The organism is Flavobacterium sp. GSP6, assembly GCF_003984855.1.
In the GTDB taxonomy this organism is placed as follows: domain Bacteria; phylum Bacteroidota; class Bacteroidia; order Flavobacteriales; family Flavobacteriaceae; genus Flavobacterium.
In genome coordinates, this window is record NZ_RYDO01000002.1 from 386,602 (window position 1) to 409,145 (window position 22,544).

General features: G+C 35.2%; 21 protein-coding genes. 10 read left to right on the top strand and 11 right to left on the bottom strand.

Annotated features, from left to right (window positions below):
* The first annotated feature begins 131 nt into the window (after nt 1–131).
* Entirely contained in the window at nt 132–524 is a 393-nt protein-coding gene (locus EKM03_RS03665; RefSeq protein ID WP_126463160.1) for an START-like domain-containing protein, read from the top strand.
* Nucleotides 525–578: 54 nt separating this feature from the next.
* Nucleotides 579–1,418 (top strand): aminotransferase class IV, encoded by an 840-nt coding sequence (locus tag EKM03_RS03670; protein WP_126463162.1) that lies wholly within the window; start codon nt 579–581, stop codon nt 1,416–1,418.
* On the opposite strand, the gene EKM03_RS03675 is transcribed toward EKM03_RS03670, so the two are convergent.
* The 5 genes from EKM03_RS03675 to EKM03_RS03695 form a co-directional block, all read right to left on the bottom strand.
* A complete protein-coding gene (locus EKM03_RS03675) occupies nt 1,415–1,975 on the bottom strand; it encodes a YqgE/AlgH family protein (RefSeq protein WP_126454436.1) in 561 nt (186 codons plus the stop codon). The two genes, EKM03_RS03670 and EKM03_RS03675, sit on opposite strands and share 4 nt — an antisense overlap.
* Nucleotides 1,976–2,094: 119 nt before the next feature.
* A complete protein-coding gene (locus EKM03_RS03680) occupies nt 2,095–2,367 on the bottom strand; it encodes an HU family DNA-binding protein (RefSeq protein WP_073017033.1) in 273 nt (90 codons plus the stop codon).
* A 179-nt stretch (nt 2,368–2,546) separates the two neighbouring features.
* A complete protein-coding gene (gene fmt, locus EKM03_RS03685; protein WP_126739890.1) occupies nt 2,547–3,494 on the bottom strand; it encodes a methionyl-tRNA formyltransferase in 948 nt (315 codons plus the stop codon).
* Nucleotides 3,494–5,389 carry an ATP-dependent DNA helicase RecQ gene (locus tag EKM03_RS03690; RefSeq protein WP_126739891.1) on the bottom strand — a complete coding sequence of 632 codons (1,896 nt, stop codon included), beginning with the start codon at nt 5,387–5,389 and terminating at the stop codon, nt 3,494–3,496. Before EKM03_RS03690 ends, fmt begins: the two co-directional genes overlap by 1 nt.
* Nucleotides 5,390–5,448: 59 nt before the next feature.
* Entirely contained in the window at nt 5,449–5,988 is a 540-nt protein-coding gene (locus tag EKM03_RS03695; RefSeq protein WP_126463169.1) for an AAA family ATPase, read from the bottom strand.
* A gap of 147 nt (nt 5,989–6,135) precedes the next feature.
* Here EKM03_RS03695 and EKM03_RS03700 point away from each other — a divergent pair, with 147 nt between their 5' ends.
* The 4 genes from EKM03_RS03700 (at nt 6,136) to EKM03_RS03715 (ending at nt 9,628) form a co-directional block, all read left to right on the top strand.
* Nucleotides 6,136–6,420 carry a DUF493 family protein gene (locus EKM03_RS03700; protein WP_126463171.1) on the top strand — a complete coding sequence of 95 codons (285 nt, stop codon included), beginning with the start codon at nt 6,136–6,138 and terminating at the stop codon, nt 6,418–6,420.
* Between the two features lie 84 nt (nt 6,421–6,504).
* Nucleotides 6,505–7,230, top strand: a complete 726-nt coding sequence (locus tag EKM03_RS03705) for a DUF4290 domain-containing protein (RefSeq protein WP_126463173.1) — start codon at nt 6,505–6,507, stop codon at nt 7,228–7,230.
* 104 nt (nt 7,231–7,334) lie between these two features.
* Nucleotides 7,335–8,645 (top strand): UDP-N-acetylglucosamine 1-carboxyvinyltransferase, encoded by a 1,311-nt coding sequence (gene murA / locus EKM03_RS03710; protein WP_126463175.1) that lies wholly within the window; start codon nt 7,335–7,337, stop codon nt 8,643–8,645.
* Between the two features lie 113 nt (nt 8,646–8,758).
* The gene (locus tag EKM03_RS03715; protein WP_126555878.1) at nt 8,759–9,628 is read left to right on the top strand and encodes a cation diffusion facilitator family transporter; all 870 of its coding nucleotides are present in this window, start codon (nt 8,759–8,761) and stop codon (nt 9,626–9,628) included.
* Nucleotides 9,629–9,774: 146 nt separating this feature from the next.
* Here the strand turns inward: EKM03_RS03715 and EKM03_RS03720 are convergent, their stop codons facing one another.
* The 3 genes from EKM03_RS03720 to EKM03_RS03730 all read right to left on the bottom strand — a co-directional run bounded on the left by EKM03_RS03720 (nt 9,775) and on the right by EKM03_RS03730 (nt 13,497).
* Nucleotides 9,775–12,261, bottom strand: coding sequence for a DUF5686 and carboxypeptidase regulatory-like domain-containing protein (locus EKM03_RS03720; protein WP_126739892.1), 2,487 nt, complete (start codon nt 12,259–12,261; stop codon nt 9,775–9,777).
* Nucleotides 12,262–12,355: 94 nt separating this feature from the next.
* Entirely contained in the window at nt 12,356–12,769 is a 414-nt protein-coding gene (gene aroQ, locus EKM03_RS03725; protein WP_126561672.1) for a type II 3-dehydroquinate dehydratase, read from the bottom strand.
* 164 nt (nt 12,770–12,933) lie between these two features.
* Nucleotides 12,934–13,497 carry a porin family protein gene (locus EKM03_RS03730; protein ID WP_126463181.1) on the bottom strand — a complete coding sequence of 188 codons (564 nt, stop codon included), beginning with the start codon at nt 13,495–13,497 and terminating at the stop codon, nt 12,934–12,936.
* Nucleotides 13,498–13,918: 421 nt separating this feature from the next.
* On the opposite strand from EKM03_RS03730, the gene EKM03_RS03735 reads away from it, so the two are divergent.
* Nucleotides 13,919–14,347, top strand: a complete 429-nt coding sequence (locus EKM03_RS03735; RefSeq protein WP_231507397.1) for a porin family protein — start codon at nt 13,919–13,921, stop codon at nt 14,345–14,347.
* 74 nt (nt 14,348–14,421) lie between these two features.
* Nucleotides 14,422–15,318 carry a site-specific tyrosine recombinase XerD gene (gene xerD / locus EKM03_RS03740; RefSeq protein WP_126555869.1) on the top strand — a complete coding sequence of 299 codons (897 nt, stop codon included), beginning with the start codon at nt 14,422–14,424 and terminating at the stop codon, nt 15,316–15,318.
* Nucleotides 15,319–15,770: 452 nt separating this feature from the next.
* Here xerD and rny read toward each other — a convergent pair whose 3' ends face one another.
* From rny to EKM03_RS03755, 3 genes are all read right to left on the bottom strand, one after another.
* Nucleotides 15,771–17,336, bottom strand: a complete 1,566-nt coding sequence (rny, locus tag EKM03_RS03745; protein WP_126463186.1) for a ribonuclease Y — start codon at nt 17,334–17,336, stop codon at nt 15,771–15,773.
* Between the two features lie 208 nt (nt 17,337–17,544).
* Complete coding sequence (locus EKM03_RS03750) at nt 17,545–17,838, bottom strand: cell division protein ZapA (RefSeq protein WP_126463188.1); 294 nt, start codon at nt 17,836–17,838, stop codon at nt 17,545–17,547.
* 8 nt (nt 17,839–17,846) lie between these two features.
* On the bottom strand, nt 17,847–18,137 hold the full coding sequence (locus tag EKM03_RS03755; RefSeq protein WP_126463190.1) for a hypothetical protein: 291 nt from the start codon (nt 18,135–18,137) through the stop codon (nt 17,847–17,849).
* 179 nt (nt 18,138–18,316) lie between these two features.
* On the opposite strand from EKM03_RS03755, the gene EKM03_RS03760 reads away from it, so the two are divergent.
* Together EKM03_RS03760 and EKM03_RS03765 are read left to right on the top strand one after the other, a co-directional pair.
* A complete protein-coding gene (locus tag EKM03_RS03760; RefSeq protein WP_126739893.1) occupies nt 18,317–20,011 on the top strand; it encodes a M23 family metallopeptidase in 1,695 nt (564 codons plus the stop codon).
* A 15-nt stretch (nt 20,012–20,026) separates the two neighbouring features.
* Complete coding sequence (locus tag EKM03_RS03765; protein ID WP_233584053.1) at nt 20,027–22,495, top strand: carboxypeptidase-like regulatory domain-containing protein; 2,469 nt, start codon at nt 20,027–20,029, stop codon at nt 22,493–22,495.
* The last annotated feature ends 49 nt before the right edge of the window (nt 22,496–22,544 follow it).

Consider the following 22,544-nt stretch of genomic DNA (forward strand, 5'->3'; position numbering starts at 1 on the left):
CTGAATGCGGGTGCAAATATAAAAATAAAAATATTGGATGCAACTATATTTTTAATAAAAAAATATATTTTTAAAAACACTTTTTTTATGTAGTTATATTCTATATATTTCCGAAAAATTAAATGTAGGTCATGGATCAAAAAGTACGTTACGAAATCGAGTTTCCCATAAATTCTTCTCCACAATTATTGTATCAGTATATCTCTACTCCATCAGGTTTGTCTGAATGGTTTGCAGATAATGTAAACTCTCGTGGTGAATTTTTTACTTTTATTTGGAAGGATTCCGAAGAAAAAGCAAGGCTTGCCTCTAAGAAAGCAGGTGAAAAAGTAAAATTCAAGTGGGTCGACGAGAATAGTAAAGACACGGAGTACTTTTTTGAATTGCATATTTTAGTAGATGAACTCACTAAAGATGTTTCTTTAATGGTAGTAGATTTTGCTGAAAAAGACGAGGTAGACGAGGCCACATTACTGTGGGAAAATCAAATATCGGATCTTAAACATCTAATTGGATCTGTATAGTAAAATCATATTTTATGACTTATATTTGCCCTGAATAAAATTTAGGGCTTTTTTATGATTAATTTTAATGGAACTATTGTGTCACAGGACACCAATGTATTGTTTCAAAACCGTGCTTTTCTATATGGTGACGGTGTTTTTGAAACAGTTAAAATAGTAAATAATACAATTCTTTTTCTAGAAGATCATTATTTCAGGTTAATGTCTTCTATGCGGGTGGTGCGTATGGAAATCCCAATGAATTTCACCATGGAATACCTGGAGGAACAAATTCTCTCTTTAGTAAAAAAAACGGGTCTCTCTCTTTCCTCCCGAGCCAGAATTACAGTATATAGAAACGATGGCGGGTATTATTTGCCGCAAAATAATACGGTTTCTTTTTTGATTCATTCAATAGCGCTTGAGAACACTTTGTATTCAATTGAAAAGAAAGAATATGAAGTAGATTTATACAAAGACTTCTATATCACAAAACAATTGCTATCGTCGATCAAAACGACTAATAAAATTATCAATATAACAGGAAGTATTTTCGCTAATGAAAATGGCTTGGACAATTGCTTAGTACTTAATGATAGCAAGAATGTAGTAGAAGCATTGCAGGGGAATATCTTTATGCTAATGGGTGATAAATTGATTACGCCGCCGGTTTCTGAGGGGTGTTTAAACGGCGTTATGAGAAAACAGATTTTAAGTTTGGCTAAAAAAATAGAAACTTTAGAGGTTGTCGAGGAAGTGATCTCTCCGTTTGACCTGCAAAAAGCGGATGAATTATTTATAACAAACGTAATAAAAGGGATTCAACCCGTAACGCGATACCGCAAAAAAATATTTACAACTCACGTATCGACTCAATTATTAGAAAAACTCAACGAAATAGTCCGAAATGCTTAATTTAGGTATGGATTTTCCGGAGCATTAGACCAGATGAGGTATTCGCCGCCTAATTCCATAATCTGTTCTTTCCAGAAATGAGTGGCTGATGTTCCAATTATTTTGTTTTCATAGCTGTTTGCCGTTATAATCCACGAGCGACTTTCCATTTCGCTCTCTAGTTGGTTTTCATGCCAGCCGGTATATCCTAAAAAGAATCGGATATTGTCTTTGCTTATCTCTCCTTTATTGATTAGCTCTTTAGTTGCTTCAAAGTCACCACCCCAATATATTCCATTAGATATTTCAATGCTATTTGGAATTAATTCAGGGATATTATGAATGAAATACAAGTTGTCTTGTTCTACTGGACCACCATTATAAATCTTAAATCGTGCCGCTATCTCCGGAATTAAATCGTGGATAGTGTACTTTAAAGGTTTATTAATTATGAACCCTACGGATCCTTCTTCATTATAATCAGCTAATAAAATTACCGATCTATTGAATGATAAATCCCCAATTATCTTAGGCTCTGCTATAAGCAAATATCCTTTTTTTATCTTATCTGTTATCATCGGATTAGATTTTTCATTAAATTTAGGTTTTTTATTTTAAGGGCGCCATATAAAATCGGTGAAACGTATAAAAAAACCTTCCAGATGGAAGGTTTTATTATATTTAGGAAGGATAAAAATTAGTTTACTGCACCTTCTAATTCTGCTCCAGCTTTAAATTTCACTACATTCTTAGCAGCGATTTGAATAGTTTTTCCTGTTTGAGGATTTCTACCGTCTCTTGCAGCTCTGGCAGATACTGACCATGATCCGAAACCTACTAAAGATACTCTTCCACCTTTTTTCAAAGTTCCGCCTACGTTACCTAAAAATGACTCTAAAGCTAATTTTGCTGCAGCTTTTGTAATTCCTGCATCAGCAGCGATAGCATCGATTAATTCTGATTTGTTCATAATAATTAGTTATTAATTGTTGGTTAAAAAAAATTGTTAATACACAAATTTAGTAGGAAATACGTTCCTTGCAAGCGTTTTGTGTTAATTTAGAGTATTTTGTTGATAACTTATTTTTTTTGTTGATAAAGTAAAGATTGTTTCTTGTTAAAGTGTATGAAGTGCCCTTTTTGTTGGTGTTAATAGACTTTTACGTCAACAGAAAATACAATCCCGTTCAGAAATTCAGAAGTATTCATTTTCTTTTTGCCTGGAAACTGTAGAGTAAGTATTTGGATAAATCCTTTTTTTACCGCTACCTTCATTTCTTTTTTGGTACAAATTAAACTCCCGACAGCATAATTATGTTCCTCAGTGATTATTTTGGCTTCGTATAGCTTTACATTCCACTCTTCATTATTGTCGCCAAAGTAACTCCAAGCCGCTGGGTACGGACTCAAACCTCGGATCAGATTGTTTATTTCCTGCGCTGATTTTGTCCAGTCTATTTTGCAATTCTCTTTGTTGAGTTTGTAGGCTGTTTTGATATCGTTGGTGTCTTTTTGAATCACTGTCGATACACTTCCTTTTTCGATCAGTGCCAAAGTGTCAATAACGGCCTTGCTTCCTAATTCCATTAATCGGTCATGCAAATGTCCCGCATTTTCGGTTTCATCAATTGGAATTTCCGAACTTAAAATCATTGCGCCCGTATCAATTTTATCATCGATAAAAAAAGTGGTCACACCAGTTTTAGTTTCTCCATTAATGATTGCCCAGTTTATGGGTGCCGCACCGCGATAATTCGGTAGGAGCGAAGCATGAAGATTAAAAGTGCCTGAAGAGGGCATTTCCCAAACTACTTTTGGCAGCATTCTAAACGCAACTACAGTTTGCAAATTAGCATTCAACGCTTTTAATTCAGCTAAAAAAGTTTCGTCTTTTAAGTTTAAAGGCTGCAATAAAGTTAGATTATTGGCTAGTGCGTATTCCTTTACTGCTGAGTATTTTAATTTTTGTCCGCGACCTGCAGGTTTGTCTGCAGCAGTAATGACACCTACGACTTCGTAGTTGTTTTTAAGTATCGTGTCTAATATTCCCACGGCAAATTCGGGCGTACCCATAAAAACTATTCGTAATTTTTTCATTATGATCGTAAAGTATATTTATTATTTGGTTTAACCAAAATTGTGTTGTTTTCTAGTAAATCCTGAAGTACAAAGATAACTTCGTCTGGACTATTTTTAGTTTTATTTTGAATGTCTCTTGAGTTTAAATCTTCTGCTTGTAATAACGCAATTATTTCTTTGGAAAGTACCGATACCTCTTTTTTCTTTATTTTTTTAGTAATGCAAAAGGAGCAAACACCGCAATCAACGGTTGTTTTTTCGCCAAAATAATTTAGAATCAACTTATTTTTGCATACTTTTTTCTCACTTATATACTGAATTACGGATTGAAGCTGTTCTTTTTTTAACTGATTTTGATTTTCTAAATGCTTCGAAACTCGATTGATGGTTCTGTCATCTTCCCGAACTTCATTGAAAATTAATGTGGCGTCATTATTTTTCGAATGGTACTCTATAATTTTCTTTTCTTTTAATTTATGTAAAACAGCCTGAATTTCAGTTTCCTTATGGTTTAATTTTTTAGCAATCAGTTGCAGGTTGAATGCCGTTTGCATTTCGTAAATTCCCGGATACGTGCGCAAAATGGCTAAAATAATTTCCTCGTCATTTGGATTTAAACTCATATACCGAATCACTTCTTTGGAGGGAATAAGAAACTGCAGGGTGATTTTTTCTGAAAATTCTTGAGACAGGCTAATAATTCCTTGTCGGTCCAGGAATTGCATTGCATGGTACGTTTTTAAGGTTGGGAATTCATATTTTAAACAAAAATGATGCAAATTGAAGGTAAACTGTTCATTGATTCCTTCTCCGTAAGCGATTTGAAAATAGTTGCAAAGCTTGACATACATGAGATTTAAAAACTTTTTATCAGGAAGAATAGTGATAAATTGGCTTTGAGCCTGAATGATGTCAGAGGGACTGGTTAATAAAACCGCAAAAGCTCTTTCTCCGTTTCTACCCGCACGTCCGGCTTCCTGATAATAATTTTCCATATTTTCCGGAAGCTGAATGTGAATGACCGTTTTTACATTGGCTTTGTCAATTCCCATTCCAAAAGCATTGGTTGCCACAATAACCTGTACATCCTCATTCATCCAGGACTCCATGTTTTTATCTTTTTCTTTGGACGAAAGTCCGCCGTGATAATACGTAGCTTTAAATCCTAATGAATTCAATTGAGAGGAAATATCCAGACACGATTTCCTGTTTCGTACATATATTATGGAAGGTTGTGGATTTTTCTTCAGGATTTGTTCGATTCGGAACAGTTTATCCTCGACCTCAAAAATCATATAAGCAATATTTTCTCTGGCAAATGATTTTTCAAAAATCTGTGGTTTATGTAGTCCCAGTTCTGCGATGATATCTTCTTTGACTCTTGGCGTTGCAGTAGCGGTCAAGGCTAAAAATGGTACTGTTGGAAAATGCTTTTTTAGTTCTGAAATTTTTAAATAAGCTGGTCGAAAATCATGTCCCCATTGGGAAACGCAATGCGCTTCATCGATTGTGATTAAATGGATGGGAAGATTTTTTATTCGTTCTAAAATCCAATCGGATTGAAGACGCTCTGGCGATAAATAAAGGAATTTGTAATTTCCGAATTGGCAATTGTCCAATAAATCAATCATTTCTTCGGATCGAATTCCGCCTGTCAGCGCTATGGCTTTGATGTTTCGCTGTTGCAAATTGGCGACTTGATCTTTCATGAGCGCTACCAATGGCGAGATAACCAGGCAAATGCCTTCTTTCATCATTGCCGGAATCTGGAAACAAATTGATTTTCCACCGCCGGTTGGCATCAATGCAAAAGTATCTTGACCACTTAAAACGGAATCGATGATTTCCTTTTGCAGTGACCTGAATTTGTTGTGCTTCCAATATTTTTGAAGAATAGCTTCTGCTTCTTGCATAGAGTATAGATTTCATTTCATTGAAAAACAGTCCAAAGCATAGATCCTAAACCTGCAGACTATCTGGAAATTTCATCTAAGATAAAAAGAATTCGGTTATCCATCGTATCTTTTGGAACTTCTATGAGTTTGTACCCATAATTTTCATAGGTTTCAGTGAGATGATTGTAGATGAGTTTCGCTTGTTCGAAGTTTTCATAACGTTCGTGGTCGCTGATATAAATTTCTTCCCAAGGTGGGAGTATGAATATTTTTGAGTAGGTGTGTTCGCGGCAAGCCGTATCAAAAGTAGCAGGATAACTATCGCCTATGTAATGCATATAGGCCAAAACATCCGGAATTCCTCTGTCTATAAATACAATATCGTGGATTTCTTTAGAAGCATTTTGAAATTGTTTTTTTCTTCCTTCAAGAAGCAATTCGCTGAATAACAGTGGTTTTTCTAGGAATAATTGCTCGATTCCTTGTTTTTTTGCTTCCAATGTTACTTCCCGGGAAATTTCGGGATAACAACAATGTCCCTGAGCTATCAATCCATCGATGATAGTAGTTTTACCGGTTCCTGGACCGCCAATGATAACTATAATTTCTTTCTGCACTTTTAAAAAATAAGGGGCAAATTTACTTAAACTTATTGGGATTTGAAAAAATCATTGCGGTTAAAGTGCGATTAGACAAAAAATCATATTTCAAAATTCATAATTCACGTTTGAAACCGTATATTTGCCTTTATTTTTAAATAAAAAATGGATAAGAAGACGGAAGAATTTTACGATAGATTAAAAGTAGAGTTGGATATGAGCAATACATGGCCAGCAGAATATTTATTTAAATTTATTGTGCCAACAGAAAGTGATAATGTAGAACGCGTTGAGTTGGCTTTTGATTGTATGGGAGCGGTTATCAAAACCACAAAATCCAAAACAGGCAAATTTACCAGTATATCTGTTGATGTGACTGTGAAAGATGCACAAGAAATAGTAGATAAATACCTAGAAGTCTCTACAATAAAAGGCATTGTTTCTCTTTAGATATAAAAAAATTGGGATGGGTGTTCGAATGATTCCACTATTCGAAAAAGAAAACACGTAAATCAAAAAAATATACATTCAAATATGAATTCAAAATATAGTAAAGAAAATGCGAACGATGTAGTGCATCATTTGGAATACAATGCAGAACGATCGCATTTGATTATTCCGGAGTACGGGCGTCATTTGCAAAAATTAATTGATCAGGCAACTAAAATTGAAGATGATGTAGAACGCAATAAAGCGGCAAAATACATTATTCAGGTCATGGGCAGCTTGAATCCGCATTTGCGTGATGTTCCTGATTTTCAGCACAAATTATGGGATCAAATTTTCATAATGTCTGATTTTAAACTAGTGGCGGATTCGCCCTACCCAACTCCATCTCGCGAAGTCTTGCAGCTGAAACCGGATGTGTTGAGTTATCCTCAGAATTTTCCTAAATACAGGTATTACGGCAACAACATAAAATACATGATTGACGTGGCCAATAAATGGGAAGATGGCGATATGAAAAGTGCCTTGGTGAAAGTAATTGCCAATCACATGAAAAAATCATATTTGAGTTGGAACAAAGACACAGTAAAAGATGATGTCATTTTTGAACATTTATTTGAACTCTCCGATGGCAAGTTGAATTTGATTCAAAGTTCAGAGGAATTATTAAATACCACTGATTTATTACGAACCAATAAGCGGGTTTCGAATAAAATATTGCCGGTAGGACAACCCAAAATTCTTAGCAATAAGAATACAAAAACAGGAAAACCAAATCCGATTCACAAGAACCAAAATAGGAAACCTTTGTAAGTCAGTTATAAATTGGAGTTATAAGTTTTGAATTTTGTTCTATTACTTTTAGCTCGTAACTTTTTAACTCATAACTAATAATTTATAACTCATAACTGTAAAAAATGGGAATTTTCAAAATAGAAGGTGGCATCAGTCTAAAAGGAGAAATCACGCCACAAGGGGCAAAAAATGAAGCGTTGCAAATTTTATGTGCCGTTCTTTTAACACCTGAAAAAGTAATTATCAATAATATTCCTGATATTATTGACATCAATAAACTAATTACGCTTCTAGGAAATTTAGGAGTAAAAATTCAAAAAAATGGATCAGGCTCGTATACTTTTCAAGCTGATGAAGTGAATATAGAGTATCTGGAAACCGAAGCATTCAAGAAAGAAGGCGGTTCTTTAAGAGGTTCTATCATGATTGTTGGACCACTTTTGGCACGATTTGGAAAAGGATATATCCCAAAACCAGGTGGTGATAAAATAGGCCGTCGAAGATTGGATACGCATTTTGAAGGATTCATCAATCTGGGCGCTAAATTTCGTTACAACAGAGAAGATCATTTTTATGGCGTTGAAGCACCAAAAGGATTAAAAGGGGCCGATATGTTATTAGACGAAGCCTCCGTAACCGGAACCGCAAATATTGTTATGGCTGCCGTTTTGGCCAAAGGAAAAACAACAGTGTATAATGCAGCTTGTGAACCTTACTTGCAACAATTGTGTAAGATGTTGAACTCTATGGGAGCTAAAATAACTGGAGTTGGGTCTAACTTATTGACTATTGAAGGAGTTGAAAGTTTAGGTGGTTGCGAGCATAGAATTCTTCCAGATATGATTGAAATTGGGAGCTGGATTGGCCTGGCTGCAATGACAAAATCAGAGATTACAATAAAAAATGTCAGCTGGGACAACCTTGGTGTTATTCCTACGACCTTTAGAAAACTTGGAATTACGCTGGAACGTCGTGGCGATGATATATACATTCCTGCTCACGTAGATGGATATGAAGTAAAAACAGATATTGACGGTTCTATTTTGACAATTGCTGATGCACCTTGGCCTGGATTTACTCCGGATTTATTGAGTATTGTGCTTGTAGTTGCCACTCAGGCAAGAGGTGATGTTTTGATTCACCAAAAAATGTTTGAAAGCAGATTGTTCTTTGTGGATAAACTGATTGATATGGGAGCAAAAATTATGTTGTGCGATCCGCATAGAGCAGTTGTGATGGGGCATGATTTCAAATCGCAGCTCAAAGCCACCACAATGTCATCACCGGATATTCGTGCGGGAATTTCATTATTGATTGCTGCGCTTTCCGCAAAAGGAACGAGTACAATTCAAAACATTGAACAAATCGACAGAGGATACGAACGTATTGACGAACGATTGAGAGCTATTGGTGCAAATATTGTACGTGCATAAATAACATAAATCATAAAAATTTTCGTTTAAGTAAGCCAGAAAGAATTTAAATCTAAAATTCAATTCGGTTTACTTAAACGATTTTACTTTTATTTCATCTTTAAACAAAGCGCATGTCAAGCGAACAAACAGCGATCAAGGCGACTTATTTTAGCATTATAGGGAATACTTGCCTGGCTATTATTAAAGGGTTGGCCGGTTTTTTCGGAAATTCGTATGCACTAATTGCAGACGCAATTGAATCAACGACTGATATTTTTGCTTCTTTTTTGGTTTTGTTCGGAATTAAATATTCCAACAGGCCAGCGGATAAAAATCATCCGTACGGACATGGTAGAGCAGAACCTTTGATTACTTTTCTGGTGGTAGGTTTTTTGATTACTTCGGCCACAATTATTGCCTATGAAAGTATTGTAAATATTGGAACGCCACATCAATTACCAAAACCATGGACATTACTCGTTCTGGCTGCAATTATTATTTGGAAAGAATATTCGTTTCGACTGGTGATGAAAAGAAGCATTCAAACCAATAGTTCCTCACTACGAGCTGATGCTTGGCACCATCGCAGTGATGCCATAACTTCTGTGGCGGCATTTGTTGGAATTTCGATTGCCTTGATTTTAGGGGATGGTTACGAATCTGCGGATGATTGGGCTGCACTTTTTGCTTCGGGATTCATACTTTATAACAGTTACCTTATTTTTAGACCCGCTTTGGGCGAAATAATGGACGAACATTTATACGACGATTTAATAGCTCAAATCCGAATGGTTTCCATTCAGGTTGACGGAATTATCGATACCGAGAAATGTTTTATTCGAAAAGCCGGCATGCAATATCATGTAGATTTACATGCTACGGTCGATTCAAATATTACCGTGAAAGAAGGACACGATCTGGCTCATAAACTAAAGGATACTTTGCTAGAGGAAATTCCGGAATTGGGACAGGTGTTGATTCATGTGGAACCAAATGATTAATATTGTGGGGTATGATAAAACTAAAAAAGGCACCAAAACTATTTTCGAGTGCCTTTTTTTAATTCGTTATGTTTTTGTCACATCGAGCGCAGTCGAGATGCCGTTATATTTTCCGACTGTACTGCAACTGACAAATAGATTCTTTTTTACTCCAATATATTCATAAATTTGAGCCCAAATACTACGCCGTCTCCTTGAAATCCATTTTGGTACGAACGAACATAATCGATACGGAGCATTTTAAATTTACCAAAACCTAAATTGTCTAACCCAACTGTAATTTCAGTATAAGGTTTGTTGTTTGGCGTAGACAGCGCGTGAGCACCCAGTGTCAAAGTTGATTTTAGTTTGTTCAATAAAGGTATTTTATTCATGATATAGCCTTTGTCGTTGTATTCCGAATGGGCTTCAAAATAGCTGTCATTCGTACTGTTAGAATAATATGGAAGTAAATTAAACACATTCAAATAGCGCGCTGACTGCCCAATGTGGGTTTGATTGCCATTAAAATGCTTGTAATCTATAAAAGCAACGTTATCTGCATTCAGAAACTTCCCCGCTTTTAGATTCAACCCTAAAACACCTTTATTTTTCAATGTCAAATCATACGTTAATCGGCTATTGAAAAGGTCAAACTCATACTTCTTTTCATTAGCTGCAATTGCTTTTTCATAGCCTAAATAAAGAGTTGGATATTTTTCATTTCGAATGTTAAATTTTCCATCGGGACGGGAGGAATATTTGTTTCCAAAATTGATTTTTGCTAGCACATTAATTTTCGTCAAATGGTGTTTTTCAAAACCGGGAGTGGTGAAATCATTTGGTGCCAACGGATTATTTGAAGTGTATAATTCGTCTTTGTTAAAAAAAGAAAAATCCGTATTGTTGAATACTGGTTTGCGTTGCTGGTATTCTATCTTTCCATTGAGATTCACGCCATTTGCAACATCTTGGCTGTAGCCAATTGCCGCTGATTCCAGATTATACAACTTCATAAAATTGTTCTTGAATGCTAGGGAACTGATCGTGTTTATTACTTTACTGATGGGTTCATTCGGATTAAATTGCTTTACAGAACTGCCTCCTGTCATATATAAAGTGGCATAATTCTGATTGTTGAACCGGTGGATAAATTGTCCAGTGACACGCAAACGATCTTCGGCAAAACCGTAATTGAGTTTTGTACTTATGGAAGTGTAGATTCCTTTACTTTCCTGATTTTTCCAGTTGGTGTATTTAAATCCCGAGTCAAAATTATATCCTTGCACCGTATTGAAACTCAATGAACCAAGATTTAATAATCCTTCATAACTAAAACTGTGTTTTTTGCTACTGTTTTTATAGGTGTAGCCGCTCAGTAGCTTCAAGATTTTGAACTTGTTCTCTTTTGTGTCTACTGAATCCAGGTATTTTTCGGAATTTCGGACCTTGTAAATGCTGTCTTTTCTAATATAATCTGTGCTTTCTTCATTTGTTAACGGAATGGGTCTGTTGGTAGTCCAGAATAAGCTGTCTTTTTTATTGGCATTTATTTCGATTCTCGTAATTTCATTTGTAAATGTTTTGGGTGCAAAAGCATTTATGAATTCATAATTGCTATACACGTAATTGTATTTTCCGGTAAATTTTATCCCAAAAGCACCTGCTGTGATTTCGAGACTTTGGGTATTTTTGGCCCAGATTTTATTGCTGTTGTTGTAACTGAAATTTTGTTTTAAGGTCATCACATCCAGAAATTCTTCTTTTATTCGGTAGCCTTTTATATCCAGATCAACGGCGTAAATCGCCCAGGAGTCTTCCACTATATAAATGTACCCTTCAAAAACGGGTTCACTGTCGCGCTTTGCAATCACTTTTATTTTGTTGATCATGTTTGTATTCTCGTCAAAAAAAGTGCTTTCTAAGGTGTAATTATAGTAGTTGAACGCGTTGTTCGCTATTGGAGAAATCATTTGGACACTAAAATCGATGGTGTTGTCATAAAAATCGTAGAATGAAGATGTAGCCGTATTGTAGCTGTAGCCATTGTCTCTGCCACTTACTTTTGAGGCAGTAACTACTTCTTTTAAGTTATTGGGTTTCTCAAATGCTATTTTTGAAAACGTTTCAGATAAGGAAATAATTCCGGTTCCGGTAGAATCCAGTGCGCCATCAAGATCACCAATTTTTTGGCCTAATATTTTTTTTGGGGCATTTTTTAGTTTAAAAATACCGCGGGAATAAAAGTTAGCGTTGAATCGATTTGTTTTTTTGGTGTTTTGTTTTCTGCTGGCAATGGCACTTTTTATTATCGCTAAAGCCGGATTGTTTTTTTTGTTGATGATTACTTCGTTCAGCGAGAAACTTTCTTCGATCATTTTGATGTGCAACGAATAAGGGAGTTTGTCTGTTTGTATAACTACTTTCTGGGTTTTAAAACCTAAAAATTGAAAGACAACTGTTTGTTTTTCCTTTTTCTTTAAGTTGAATTCATAGTTTCCTTGCTCGTTTGAAGTGGTTCCATTATAGGTGTCCTCCTGAAAAATAGTCACAAAAGGCAAGGGATTTCCTTTTTCGTCCGAAACGGTTCCTTTAATTTGAGCAGTACTGACAAATGAAACTAATAAAAGCAGTAGAAAGTAGTATTTTTTCATGAAGGTTTTTTCTTTCACAAAAATAGAAGAAGTTACAAAAGAGCGTATTAATTATTTGTTAAAGATTTATCTAATGGCTTATTTTATTTTGATACTACAAAAATGACTGAATTGCCAGCTCATAACTCTTTAAACCAAAACCCAGAATAACACCTTTGGCATTTCCAGAAATATAGGATTGATGTCTAAAACTTTCACGGGAAAACGTATTCGAAATATGAACTTCAACCACTGGAGTGGTAACGGCTTTTACAGCGTCGCCAATTCCTATAGAAGTATGTGTATACGCTCCGGCATTTAGGATTATGCCATCAAATGAAAAACCAAATTCCTGAATTTTATCAATTAATTCCCCTTCAATGTTACTTTGGAAATAAGTAAATGCTATTGCTGGGTATTTAATTTGTAAAGTAGTGAAATATTCTTCAAAAGTTTGATTTCCGTAAACTGAAGGCTCGCGTTGACCCAGAAGATTGAGGTTCGGTCCATTGATGATACTAATTTTCATAAGTAGTTGCTATTTGTTTTTTATTTGAATATCGAATTCCCATGTGGCTTATCTGGTTTTCATTACATTTCCGATACGCTCATTTTATAATTCCTGCTTCTGTAAAAATAAAAAAACCGTTCCACTTTATAGAACGGTTTTAATAAATTTAATTTTTTATTTTTTTAGAATGTAAATCCTGCTGAAATTTGAAGAACAGAGTTCTTAACTTCTGCTTGTTTTGAAGCTTCAGTTAATCCTAACACATAACGACCTTGAAGGAAAATGTGTTTAGTTACATTTAGAGTTAAACCACCGGCTACTCCAAATTCAAAAGTTTCTGCATTTTTTACATCAAATTCTCTTCTTTCACTCAATAGGAATGAGGCCTGAGGGCCAAGATCTAAACTGACTGTTTTGTTGAAATGAAATTTAGCCATCACTGGAATAGATAAATATCCTAACTCTTTTTTGAATTCTGTAGCCGCATATTTATATGATGCTCCCTGAGTGGAATACAATAATTCGGGTTGTATCGAAAAACCATCTGTCAATTTCAGTTCAGCTACTAGACCCGCATGATAACTCGTTATAGCTTCTTTATCATAATTACCGCTGTTGATGGTGATATCAGTTCCTGATTGATTGGCGTAATTTAAACCCCCTTTAAACCCAAACTTTATCAATTGTGCTTGCATGTCTACTGACGCGGCAAGAAGAACTACTGTAACAAGAATTATTTTTTTCATAATTTTTTTTTTAAATTAATTTAATGAGTACATTTATTACAAACTGTTTTGTTTGATTATTATTGTTGTCTTCTCTCTAATCAAAAACTAGTCCACATTTTGTTAACAGGAATAATAGTTGTTTTTTTAAATTATTATTCTTAGTTGGTTTGGCTTAAAACATTACAATTGAGTGTGTTGTGTGTTTATAAATTTATAATTGTATTTTTTATATGAAGAAAAATACTGTGAATTTTAAAAGTTATTTTTTTTCATAAAAATCGTACAAAATATTTAGCATTATCTACTTTCGTTCCAATAAAAACAAATCAATATGAAAAAAATTATGCTGTCCGGTATTGCCTTTTTTGCTTTTTTAGTTGCTCAAGCTCAAGAAAATGAATTGCAAATGCAAGGAAATCAAGGTTCTAACGGAAAATGATTGATTGAAGCAAATACAGGTTTTGGGCAAAATGTAGGCAATACTTCTTTGTACTTTAAAACATCTGATGGTGTTACCGCCTATAATATAGGGCTTGAAGGGGGTTATTTTATTAAAGATAACTTAGCAATTAAAGTGGGATTAGGCTATGGCGACGATGGTGTCAGTACTCTCACGGACCCAATTGCGTATAAATTAGGATTGAAGTATTATTTTAAAAGTAAAATTCCGGTCGAGATTTCCTATAATGGTGTAGGCTTTGGCGATACAGATGCAAATCCTGCCTACATTGGTTTTCAAGCAGGATACGCTTTTTTTCTTGGCAAAAATGTAAGTATGGAACCAGGTATTCGCTACAATAATGCGGTTAACAAATCGTTTTATGATTCAAATTTTCAATTTAATATGGGTTTTGCATTGCATTTCTAAAGTTTGCATAGTTACATTCAAAAGCCTCTCAATTTGGAAGGTTTTTTAATGAATAAAAGTGTTACTTTGTGTTTATGAATTGGACTGCTTACATAAAAAGGTATCAATCGTACTTAAAAATTGAGCGCGGTTTGTCTCACAACACAATAGAAAATTATTCGTTTGATGTACAACGATTGTGTCTTTTTTTGACTGAAAATAAAATGGAAGTTTCACCCATTCAAATTGATGAAGAAATACTTCAACAGTTTATTTACAGTGTTTCAAAAGAAGTGAATCCCCGATCACAAGCCCGAATTATCTCGGGTCTTAAAAGTTTTTTTGGTTATTTAATGTTTGAGGACTATCGAACAGATAATCCATTAGAACTTATAGAAACACCCAAAACGGGCAGGAAACTTCCAGATATTTTATCTGTTGATGAGATCGATACTCTTATTGCAGCCATTGATTTGACCTCTAATGAAGGGGAACGCAATCGCGCTATGATGGAAACCCTTTATGGTTGCGGGCTTCGGGTTTCGGAATTAGTGGCATTAAAAATGTCCGACTTGTTTTTTGAAGAGGGTTTTATAAAAGTTACCGGAAAAGGAAACAAACAGCGCTTTGTACCTGTAGGGGATTATACTCAAAAATTCATCATTATCTACAGGGATACAAAACGAAATCAACTGAATATAAAAAAAGGTTTTGAAGACACCTTGTTTTTAAATAGAAGGGGAAGCCAATTGACAAGAGCCATGATTTTTACGATAATCAAAAATTTGGCGTCAGTCATAGCGTTGCACAAAACAATTAGTCCACATACCCTGCGGCATTCTTTTGCCACTCACCTTTTAGAAAACGGGGCTGATTTGCGTGCAATACAATTGATGCTTGGTCATGAATCAATCACCACAACGGAAATATACGTACACCTTGACAGAACATTTCTTACTCAGGTTCTTAATACTTTTCACCCAAGAAAGTAATATTTTTATTAGTTTAACCTGTTGAGTGTAATTAGTTTTTGATGGAAATTTTCGTCAGTTCGAGTGATCCCGCTTTTAGGCGGGATTATATCGAGAACTAAAAAATTAGTATTAATAACGATTCTCGATACACGTCACTTCGAGTGCGAAGCGTATCGAGAAGTTTTGTTCCGTTTTACTCTACAAAAACACTCGAACTGACGTTTTGAACAATTGTACCCAATGGGTTAGTTTAGTTGAAATTTTATAAAATTGATACTTTTTCTATGTTTGAATAAAAATAAAATCTAAATTATAATCGCATTTAAATGATATAAAAAAGTAATTATGATTTTGATGTTCCCTAAAACGAAAATTACCAAGAGATAAATAATTTTTAAAAACCGTATTTTCAGTGCAAAAAAAAACTTCTCAGTATGGAGAAGTTTTTTTGTTTCTTATAATTGAATAAATTATTTAGCAATATTCACAGCTCTTGTTTCCCGTATTACGGTTACTTTAACTTGGCCCGGATATGTCATTTCTGTTTGAATTTTTTGTGAAATATCAAAAGATAAGGTAGCCGCATTTTCATCCGAAACCTTTTCGCTCTCTACGATAACCCGAAGTTCTCTACCAGCTTGAATGGCATAAGCATTTTTCACACCGCTGAAGCCGTACGCTACTTCCTCAAGATCTTTTAGACGTTGTATATAAGAATCCAAGACTTGTCTTCTTGCTCCTGGTCTTGCGCCTGAAATAGCATCACAAACCTGAATGATCGGGGATAGTAATGATTTCATCTCTATCTCGTCGTGGTGAGCACCAATCGCATTACAAACCTCTTCTTTTTCACCGTATTTTTCAGCCCATTGCATTCCTAACAACGCGTGTGGTAAATCACTTTCAGCATCTGGAACTTTACCAATATCGTGCAATAAACCAGCTCTTTTAGCCAGTTTTACGTTTAAGCCAAGTTCAGCTGCCATGATTCCACATAGTTTAGAAACTTCCCGGGAGTGTTGCAATAAATTTTGTCCGTAAGAAGAACGGTATTTCATGCGTCCTACTACTTTAATCAATTCAGGGTGTAATCCGTGAATTCCTAAGTCTATAACGGTACGTTTACCCACTTCTATAATTTCATCGTCAATTTGTTTGGCAGTTTTTGCTACTACTTCTTCAATACGAGCCGGGTGAATTCTTCCGTCAGTCACTAATTTATGTAATGCCAAACGTGCAATTTCTCTTCGAACCGGATCAAAACAGGAAAGGATAATCGCCTCCGGGGTGTCATCTACAATGATTTCTACTCCTGTAGCTGCTTCCAGTGCACGGATATTTCTACCTTCACGGCCTATGATTCGTCCTTTTACATCATCAGATTCAATGTTGAATACTGAAACGCAATTTTCTACTGCTTCTTCGGTTCCAACTCTTTGAATGGTGTTGATGATTATTTTCTTAGCCTCTTGTTGTGCTGTAAGTTTCGCCTCTTCAATCGTGTCTTGTATGTGAGACATTGCTTTGCTTTTAGCCTCGGCTTTAAGTCCTTCAATCAATTGATTTTTTGCTTCCTCTGCGGATAAGCCGGAGATTACTTCCAATTGTTGCAATTGACTCTTATGAAGTTTGTCCACTTCAGCCTGTCTTTTGTCTAAAATATCTATTTTAGAGTTGTATTCTACCGTTTTTGCTTCAAAATCATCATTTACTTTTTTAGCTTTTGATAATTCATTTGAAATTTGAGATTCTTTGTCCCGAACTCTTTTTTCTATTTCAGCGACTTTTTTATCACGAGAAAGGATCACTTGCTCATGTTCTGATTTTAATTCAATAAATTTTTCTTTCGCTTGAAGAATTTTATCCTTCTTTATATTTTCAGCTTCAAGATTGGCATCTTTAAGAATCGATGCGGCTTCTTTTTTTGAATTCTTAATCAAGTTAGAGATATTGCTTTTTTCTATCATTTTTGCGATGGCAAAACCGCCTGCAATACCTATAATTCCCGTAATAATAATCGTTAATATGTTGTCCATGTTTGTTAAAATTTATAAATAAAAAAGCCTACATTAGTTGTGTTGAATAAACTCGGAAAGACAAGTTTTGAGCTAACTCACTGTTCAAGTTTCCTCGCCGGGGCGTGGCATGCTTTAGTAGTGATGATTTGCTCATTCTAAATTGTTAGTGTTGAGTTTACCAAATGTGAACTAATGTAGGCAGTATCTTAGTTTTTGTAAAGAACGTTTATTTGTCGAGATATTGATCTAAAACCGCATTGATTTTTTTAATTCTTTCAATGGTTTCTTCTCCATCAATTGCATTATCAATTTGTTTTTGTTCCGTTTGTGAGGCAAATTGCAGGGCACACATTGCTAAAACATCCTGCTTATCACGAACGGCATAGTTTTCTTCAAATTGCTTTATCATTTTATCAATTTTTTTTGAAGCACTTCTCAGTCCTTCTTCCTGCGAAAGATCAACCGTTAACGGGTAGACTCTGTCTGCAATTGATATTTTAATTTTAAGCTTTTCGTCCATATCTTTTATTAGTCTGATAGCTGGGCTATACAATAATCAATTTCGCGAATTAATGAATTTATTTTAAACTTGGTATCTCTTTTATTATCGTCACTGCCTAGTAATGCATTCGCTACTTTGAGTGTTTCATACTGCGTTTTTAAGGCCTCAATCTGTTGTGATTGAGTTAGTATTATAGATGCAGTTTTTGTTAATTCGTTTCTTAAATCTTGATTGTTTTGTTCCAAACTTTTCATTTTTATGAAAAGTTTTTCAACTTTATTTTCAAGAGTATCAATAATTTCTGCAATTGCACTCATTATATATTCTAATTCATTACATAATCATACAAAGTTAGTATTCCTTTTTAATTTTGCAATATTTTATTATTTTTTTTGCATTTATTTAGTTAAATAACAGTTAAACAATTGATTAGGAACTGTTTTTTTTTAGAACTGTTTTTGCATACTTTTTTTTTACCTTAGCAAAAATGTAAACAATGAAATTTTCTCTTTATTTAGTATTTTTTTGCAACTTTGTTTTTGCGCAAGCGGAGTATCCCAAAGATTATTTTAGGTCTCCATTAGACATTCCGATGCAATTGTCAGGGAATTTTGGAGAATTACGACCCAACCATTTTCATGCAGGATTTGATTTAAGAACCCAGCAAAAGGAGGGTTTTAAGGTGTATGCAGTAGCCGATGGGTATGTGTCCAGAATAAAAATTTCTACTTTTGGTAATGGAAAAACAATTTATATTAATCATCCTAATGGTTTTACATCCGTTTATGGGCATTTAAAAATGGCCAATGGTGCCATTGAAAGCTACATCAAAAACAACCATTATAAAGAGGAATCATTTGAAATTGAAATGTTTTTTAAACCCGATGAAATGCAGGTTAAAAACGGGGATGTTATCGCTTTTTCTGGTAATACAGGATCTTCTCAAGGTCCTCATCTGCATTTTGAATTTCGAGATTCCAAAACGGAGTTCATAATCAACCCCATGCTTTTTGGCTACGATACATATTTAAAAGACACTAAAAAACCAATTGTTTCAGCCGTTTACGTGTACCCTTTAGATTCAAAAACAACAGTTAACCATTCCAAACGACCAATAGCTCTCAATGTTTCGTTACAAAAAGATGGGACTTACCTGTCTGATAAAGTAACCGCAAATGGCGTGATTGGTTTTGGTATTTCCGCTTCTGATAGTGATGATGTCTCGTTTAATGTTAACGGAGTGTACAAGGTGCACTCCTTTTATAATGGGAAACCAAATTTTGGGTATGAATTCAACACCTATTCCTTTGATGAGATGCGTTACATTAATGCTTTGATTGATTATCCCAGATATAAAAAAACGCAACAACGGGTTCAGAAACTTTTTATGAAAACTCCGTATAATTTGAGCATTATTCAAGCCGATGAAAATAAAGGTGTGTTGCAAATAACGCCAAATTTAGCTTCGTTGTATCGCATTGAAGTGTCGGATTTCTTTGGAAACAAAAAAATAATAGCGATTCCTATTCAATATGATTTATTGCCAACGGTTATAAGCCCGGAACCTGCGGTGTCAAATTATTTTGTGAACGCTAACGTAGATAGCAATTTTGCTTTAGAGAACATGTCAGTTTTCTTTCCTGCGGGAACATTTTACGATGATTTTAATATGAATTTTGATGTAAAAAACGACATTTTATGGTTGCATGATGACACCGTTCCTGCCCATAGTAATTTTACTGTTTCTATTGAAGACACAAAAGCTACGGAACTGCAAAGAGAGAAAATGTTTATTGGCAGAATCGACGGAAAAGCTACAAATTACAATCCGACATATAGAAAAGACAACGTATTTAGCACCAAAGTCAAAATTTTGGGCAAATATGCTTTGGTTTCTGATACCGTTGCTCCTAAAATCACCATGAATGCACCTGTAGAAGGAAAATGGATCAGTGCACAAAAAACGATTCAGCTTTCTATATCCGATGATTTGTCAGGCATCAAATCATACAATGGGTATTTGAACGGAAAATGGGTATTGTTTGAATATGATAATAAAACCAGAAAAATTACTCATTATTTTAGTGATGGGATTGTTGCTGAAGGCGCCAATGATTTAAAAGTGATAGTGACGGATAATGTAGGAAATTCAACTACCTTTGAAACGCATTTTTTTAGAAGTCAAAAATAATAAAAGCCAAACCATTTGAGCACGAATCGATTATTACCTGTATTCTTTTTTTTTCTTCTGAGCCTTACTGCAGCAGCCCAAACGGCTAGGATCAAAGGGGTGATTTTGGATGAAAACAACCAGCCTGTGGCAAGCGTAAATGTTTCGTATTCCGGTAGTGGAACAAGCTCCAATCAAAATGGATTTTATGTGCTAAAAGTTCCTGCGAATAAACAAGTTACGCTTATTTTTACACATGTTTCTTTAAAAAAAATAACGGTAACCTTCGTATTGGAACCAAAGGAGGAAAGGGAGTTCAACCCTGTAATGACGAATCGGAAGGAGCAAATGGGAGAAGTTATTATAACGGCAAATAACAGAAAACAGATCCAGGGAATTACTACAATTGAACCAGAAATGATCCGAAAAATTCCTGGGGCTAACGCCGGTGTCGAGAATATTTTGAAAACATTGCCGGGAGTAAACTCAAATAACGAATTGAGTACGCAATACGCCGTACGCGGTGGTAATTACGATGAGAATTTAGTTTATGTGAATGAAATTGAAGTCTATCGTCCGTTTCTAATTCGGTCGGGGCAACAAGAAGGGTTGAGTTTTACTAATACGGATTTAGTGCAAAATGTTGATTTTTCAGCGGGTGGTTTTCAAGCGAAGTTTGGAGATAAATTATCCTCGGTTTTAGATATTACGTATCGAAAACCGATTAGATTTGGCGCAAGCCTTGAAGCGAGTCTTCTTGGCGGAAGCCTTTCTGTAGATGTGGTTTCCAAGGATAAAAAATGGTCTGCGGTTACGGGAGTCCGCTATCGCAACAACAGTCTTCTGGTGAATAGCCAGGAAACACAAACAAATTTCACGCCTTCCTTTGCAGATATTCAAACCAATATAAATTATAATGCTTCGGCGAAATGGCAATGGAGTTTTTTAGGTAATATTTCCCAAAACAAATACCAGTATCAACCATTAACCAGACAAACTAATTTTGGAACCATCGATAATCCGATGCGTCTTTCTGTTTTCTATGAAGGACAGGAAAAGGATCAGTACGACACGTATTTCGGTGCGGTGAAAACAACCTTTAACGTTTCGGATAATTTTACGTTGAAATTTATTGGTTCTGTTTTTCATACTTTAGAACAAGAATATTTTGATATTTTTGCCCAATATCGCTTAGGCGAAGTGGATTCCAGTATTGGTTCTGAAACCTATGGCGAAGTCGCTTTTACAAGAGGAATTGGCTCCCAGCTCAATCATGCCAGAAATGACTTAGATGCACTGATTGTTAATACGGAAATAAAAGGATTTCAGGATTGGAAAGAAAGCCAATTTGAATGGGGAATAAAGTATACACGAGAATCCATCCGGGATCGAATTATAGAGTGGGAGGTAATCGATTCAGCCGGTTTCTCGTTGAATCCACCTGTTATTGATTTGCCTAAAAACGACCAGCCCTACTCGCCTTACAAAGGACCGTTAGTGCCCTACCAAGACATTCGTGCGACTAATTTTAATTCGATCAATAGATTTTCAGGCTATGGCCAATGGAATTTGAAAAGTACTATTGGCAGGAGTGAAGTTTGGTATAATGCCGGAGTCCGGATGCATCAATGGGAAGTATCAGGTGCTACTATAATTGGTAAATCCCAAATAACGATTAGTCCCAGAGCACAATTTGCCATAAAGCCGGATTGGCAGCTCGATATGATCTTTAGACTTTCCGGAGGTTTATACCATCAACCTCCGTTTTACAGGGAACTGAGAAATGCAGATGCACTGGTGCAGCCCAATACCAAGGCGCAACAATCCATTCATTTTGTGATTGGGAATGATTTTAGTTTCACGATGTGGAATCGCCCTTTCAAACTAATATCTGAGTTGTATTACAAATCACTGTCGGATGTAAATACCTATACGATTGACAATGTGCGCATTAGGTATGCCACTAATAATAATGCTACAGCGTACGCGCAAGGAGTAGACATTCGGTTAAACGGGGAATTTGTTCCCGGAACCGAATCATGGTTTAGTTTTGGGTATTTGAAAACAGAGGAAAATAGCAATAACCAGGGTTTTATCGCAAGACCAACAGACCAGAGATTAAAATTTGGTCTGTTGTTTCAGGATTATATGCCCAATATTCCAAGTATTAAATTGTATTTGAATTTAGTGTATAATACGGGACTGCCGGGAGGTTCGCCGTCTTATGCAGATCCTTATGCATACCAAAACCGATTGAATGATTACCGCCGTGTGGATGTAGGTTTTTCTAAAGTTTTTATAGATAACACAACAGTAAAAAAGAATACGGGTTGGTTTAAAGATTTTAAAGAGTTGGCGGTAGGATTGGAAATTTTTAATCTTTTTGACAATCAAAATGCCATTACGAATACTTGGGTTCGCGATGTATATTCTAAAAATCAGTATGCAATTCCTAATTACATGACTGCCAGAGTTTTTAACGTGAAATTGAGTGCTAAATTATAGTAGTATGCGATATGTCGTATTTTAGATAAAAGTCGGACTCTATTTTAAT

What these genes read in the sequence shown, in the direction of transcription:
- EKM03_RS03760 (WP_126739893.1), top strand. Translation starts at nt 18,317, where the DNA reads ATGAAATTTTCTCTTTATTTAGTATTTTTTTGCAACTTTGTTTTTGCG.
- EKM03_RS03690 (WP_126739891.1), bottom strand. Translation starts at nt 5,389, where the DNA reads ATGCAAGAAGCAGAAGCTATTCTTCAAAAATATTGGAAGCACAACAAA.
- EKM03_RS03715 (WP_126555878.1), top strand. Translation starts at nt 8,759, where the DNA reads ATGTCAAGCGAACAAACAGCGATCAAGGCGACTTATTTTAGCATTATA.
- EKM03_RS03670 (WP_126463162.1), top strand. Translation starts at nt 579, where the DNA reads ATGATTAATTTTAATGGAACTATTGTGTCACAGGACACCAATGTATTG.
- EKM03_RS03730 (WP_126463181.1), bottom strand. Translation starts at nt 13,497, where the DNA reads ATGAAAAAAATAATTCTTGTTACAGTAGTTCTTCTTGCCGCGTCAGTA.
- EKM03_RS03755 (WP_126463190.1), bottom strand. Translation starts at nt 18,137, where the DNA reads ATGAGTGCAATTGCAGAAATTATTGATACTCTTGAAAATAAAGTTGAA.
- rny (WP_126463186.1), bottom strand. Translation starts at nt 17,336, where the DNA reads ATGGACAACATATTAACGATTATTATTACGGGAATTATAGGTATTGCA.
- EKM03_RS03750 (WP_126463188.1), bottom strand. Translation starts at nt 17,838, where the DNA reads ATGGACGAAAAGCTTAAAATTAAAATATCAATTGCAGACAGAGTCTAC.
- EKM03_RS03680 (WP_073017033.1), bottom strand. Translation starts at nt 2,367, where the DNA reads ATGAACAAATCAGAATTAATCGATGCTATCGCTGCTGATGCAGGAATT.
- xerD (WP_126555869.1), top strand. Translation starts at nt 14,422, where the DNA reads ATGAATTGGACTGCTTACATAAAAAGGTATCAATCGTACTTAAAAATT.
- fmt (WP_126739890.1), bottom strand. Translation starts at nt 3,494, where the DNA reads ATGAAAAAATTACGAATAGTTTTTATGGGTACGCCCGAATTTGCCGTG.
- EKM03_RS03665 (WP_126463160.1), top strand. Translation starts at nt 132, where the DNA reads ATGGATCAAAAAGTACGTTACGAAATCGAGTTTCCCATAAATTCTTCT.
- murA (WP_126463175.1), top strand. Translation starts at nt 7,335, where the DNA reads ATGGGAATTTTCAAAATAGAAGGTGGCATCAGTCTAAAAGGAGAAATC.
- EKM03_RS03705 (WP_126463173.1), top strand. Translation starts at nt 6,505, where the DNA reads ATGAATTCAAAATATAGTAAAGAAAATGCGAACGATGTAGTGCATCAT.
- EKM03_RS03700 (WP_126463171.1), top strand. Translation starts at nt 6,136, where the DNA reads ATGGATAAGAAGACGGAAGAATTTTACGATAGATTAAAAGTAGAGTTG.
- EKM03_RS03675 (WP_126454436.1), bottom strand. Translation starts at nt 1,975, where the DNA reads ATGATAACAGATAAGATAAAAAAAGGATATTTGCTTATAGCAGAGCCT.
- EKM03_RS03720 (WP_126739892.1), bottom strand. Translation starts at nt 12,261, where the DNA reads ATGAAAAAATACTACTTTCTACTGCTTTTATTAGTTTCATTTGTCAGT.
- aroQ (WP_126561672.1), bottom strand. Translation starts at nt 12,769, where the DNA reads ATGAAAATTAGTATCATCAATGGACCGAACCTCAATCTTCTGGGTCAA.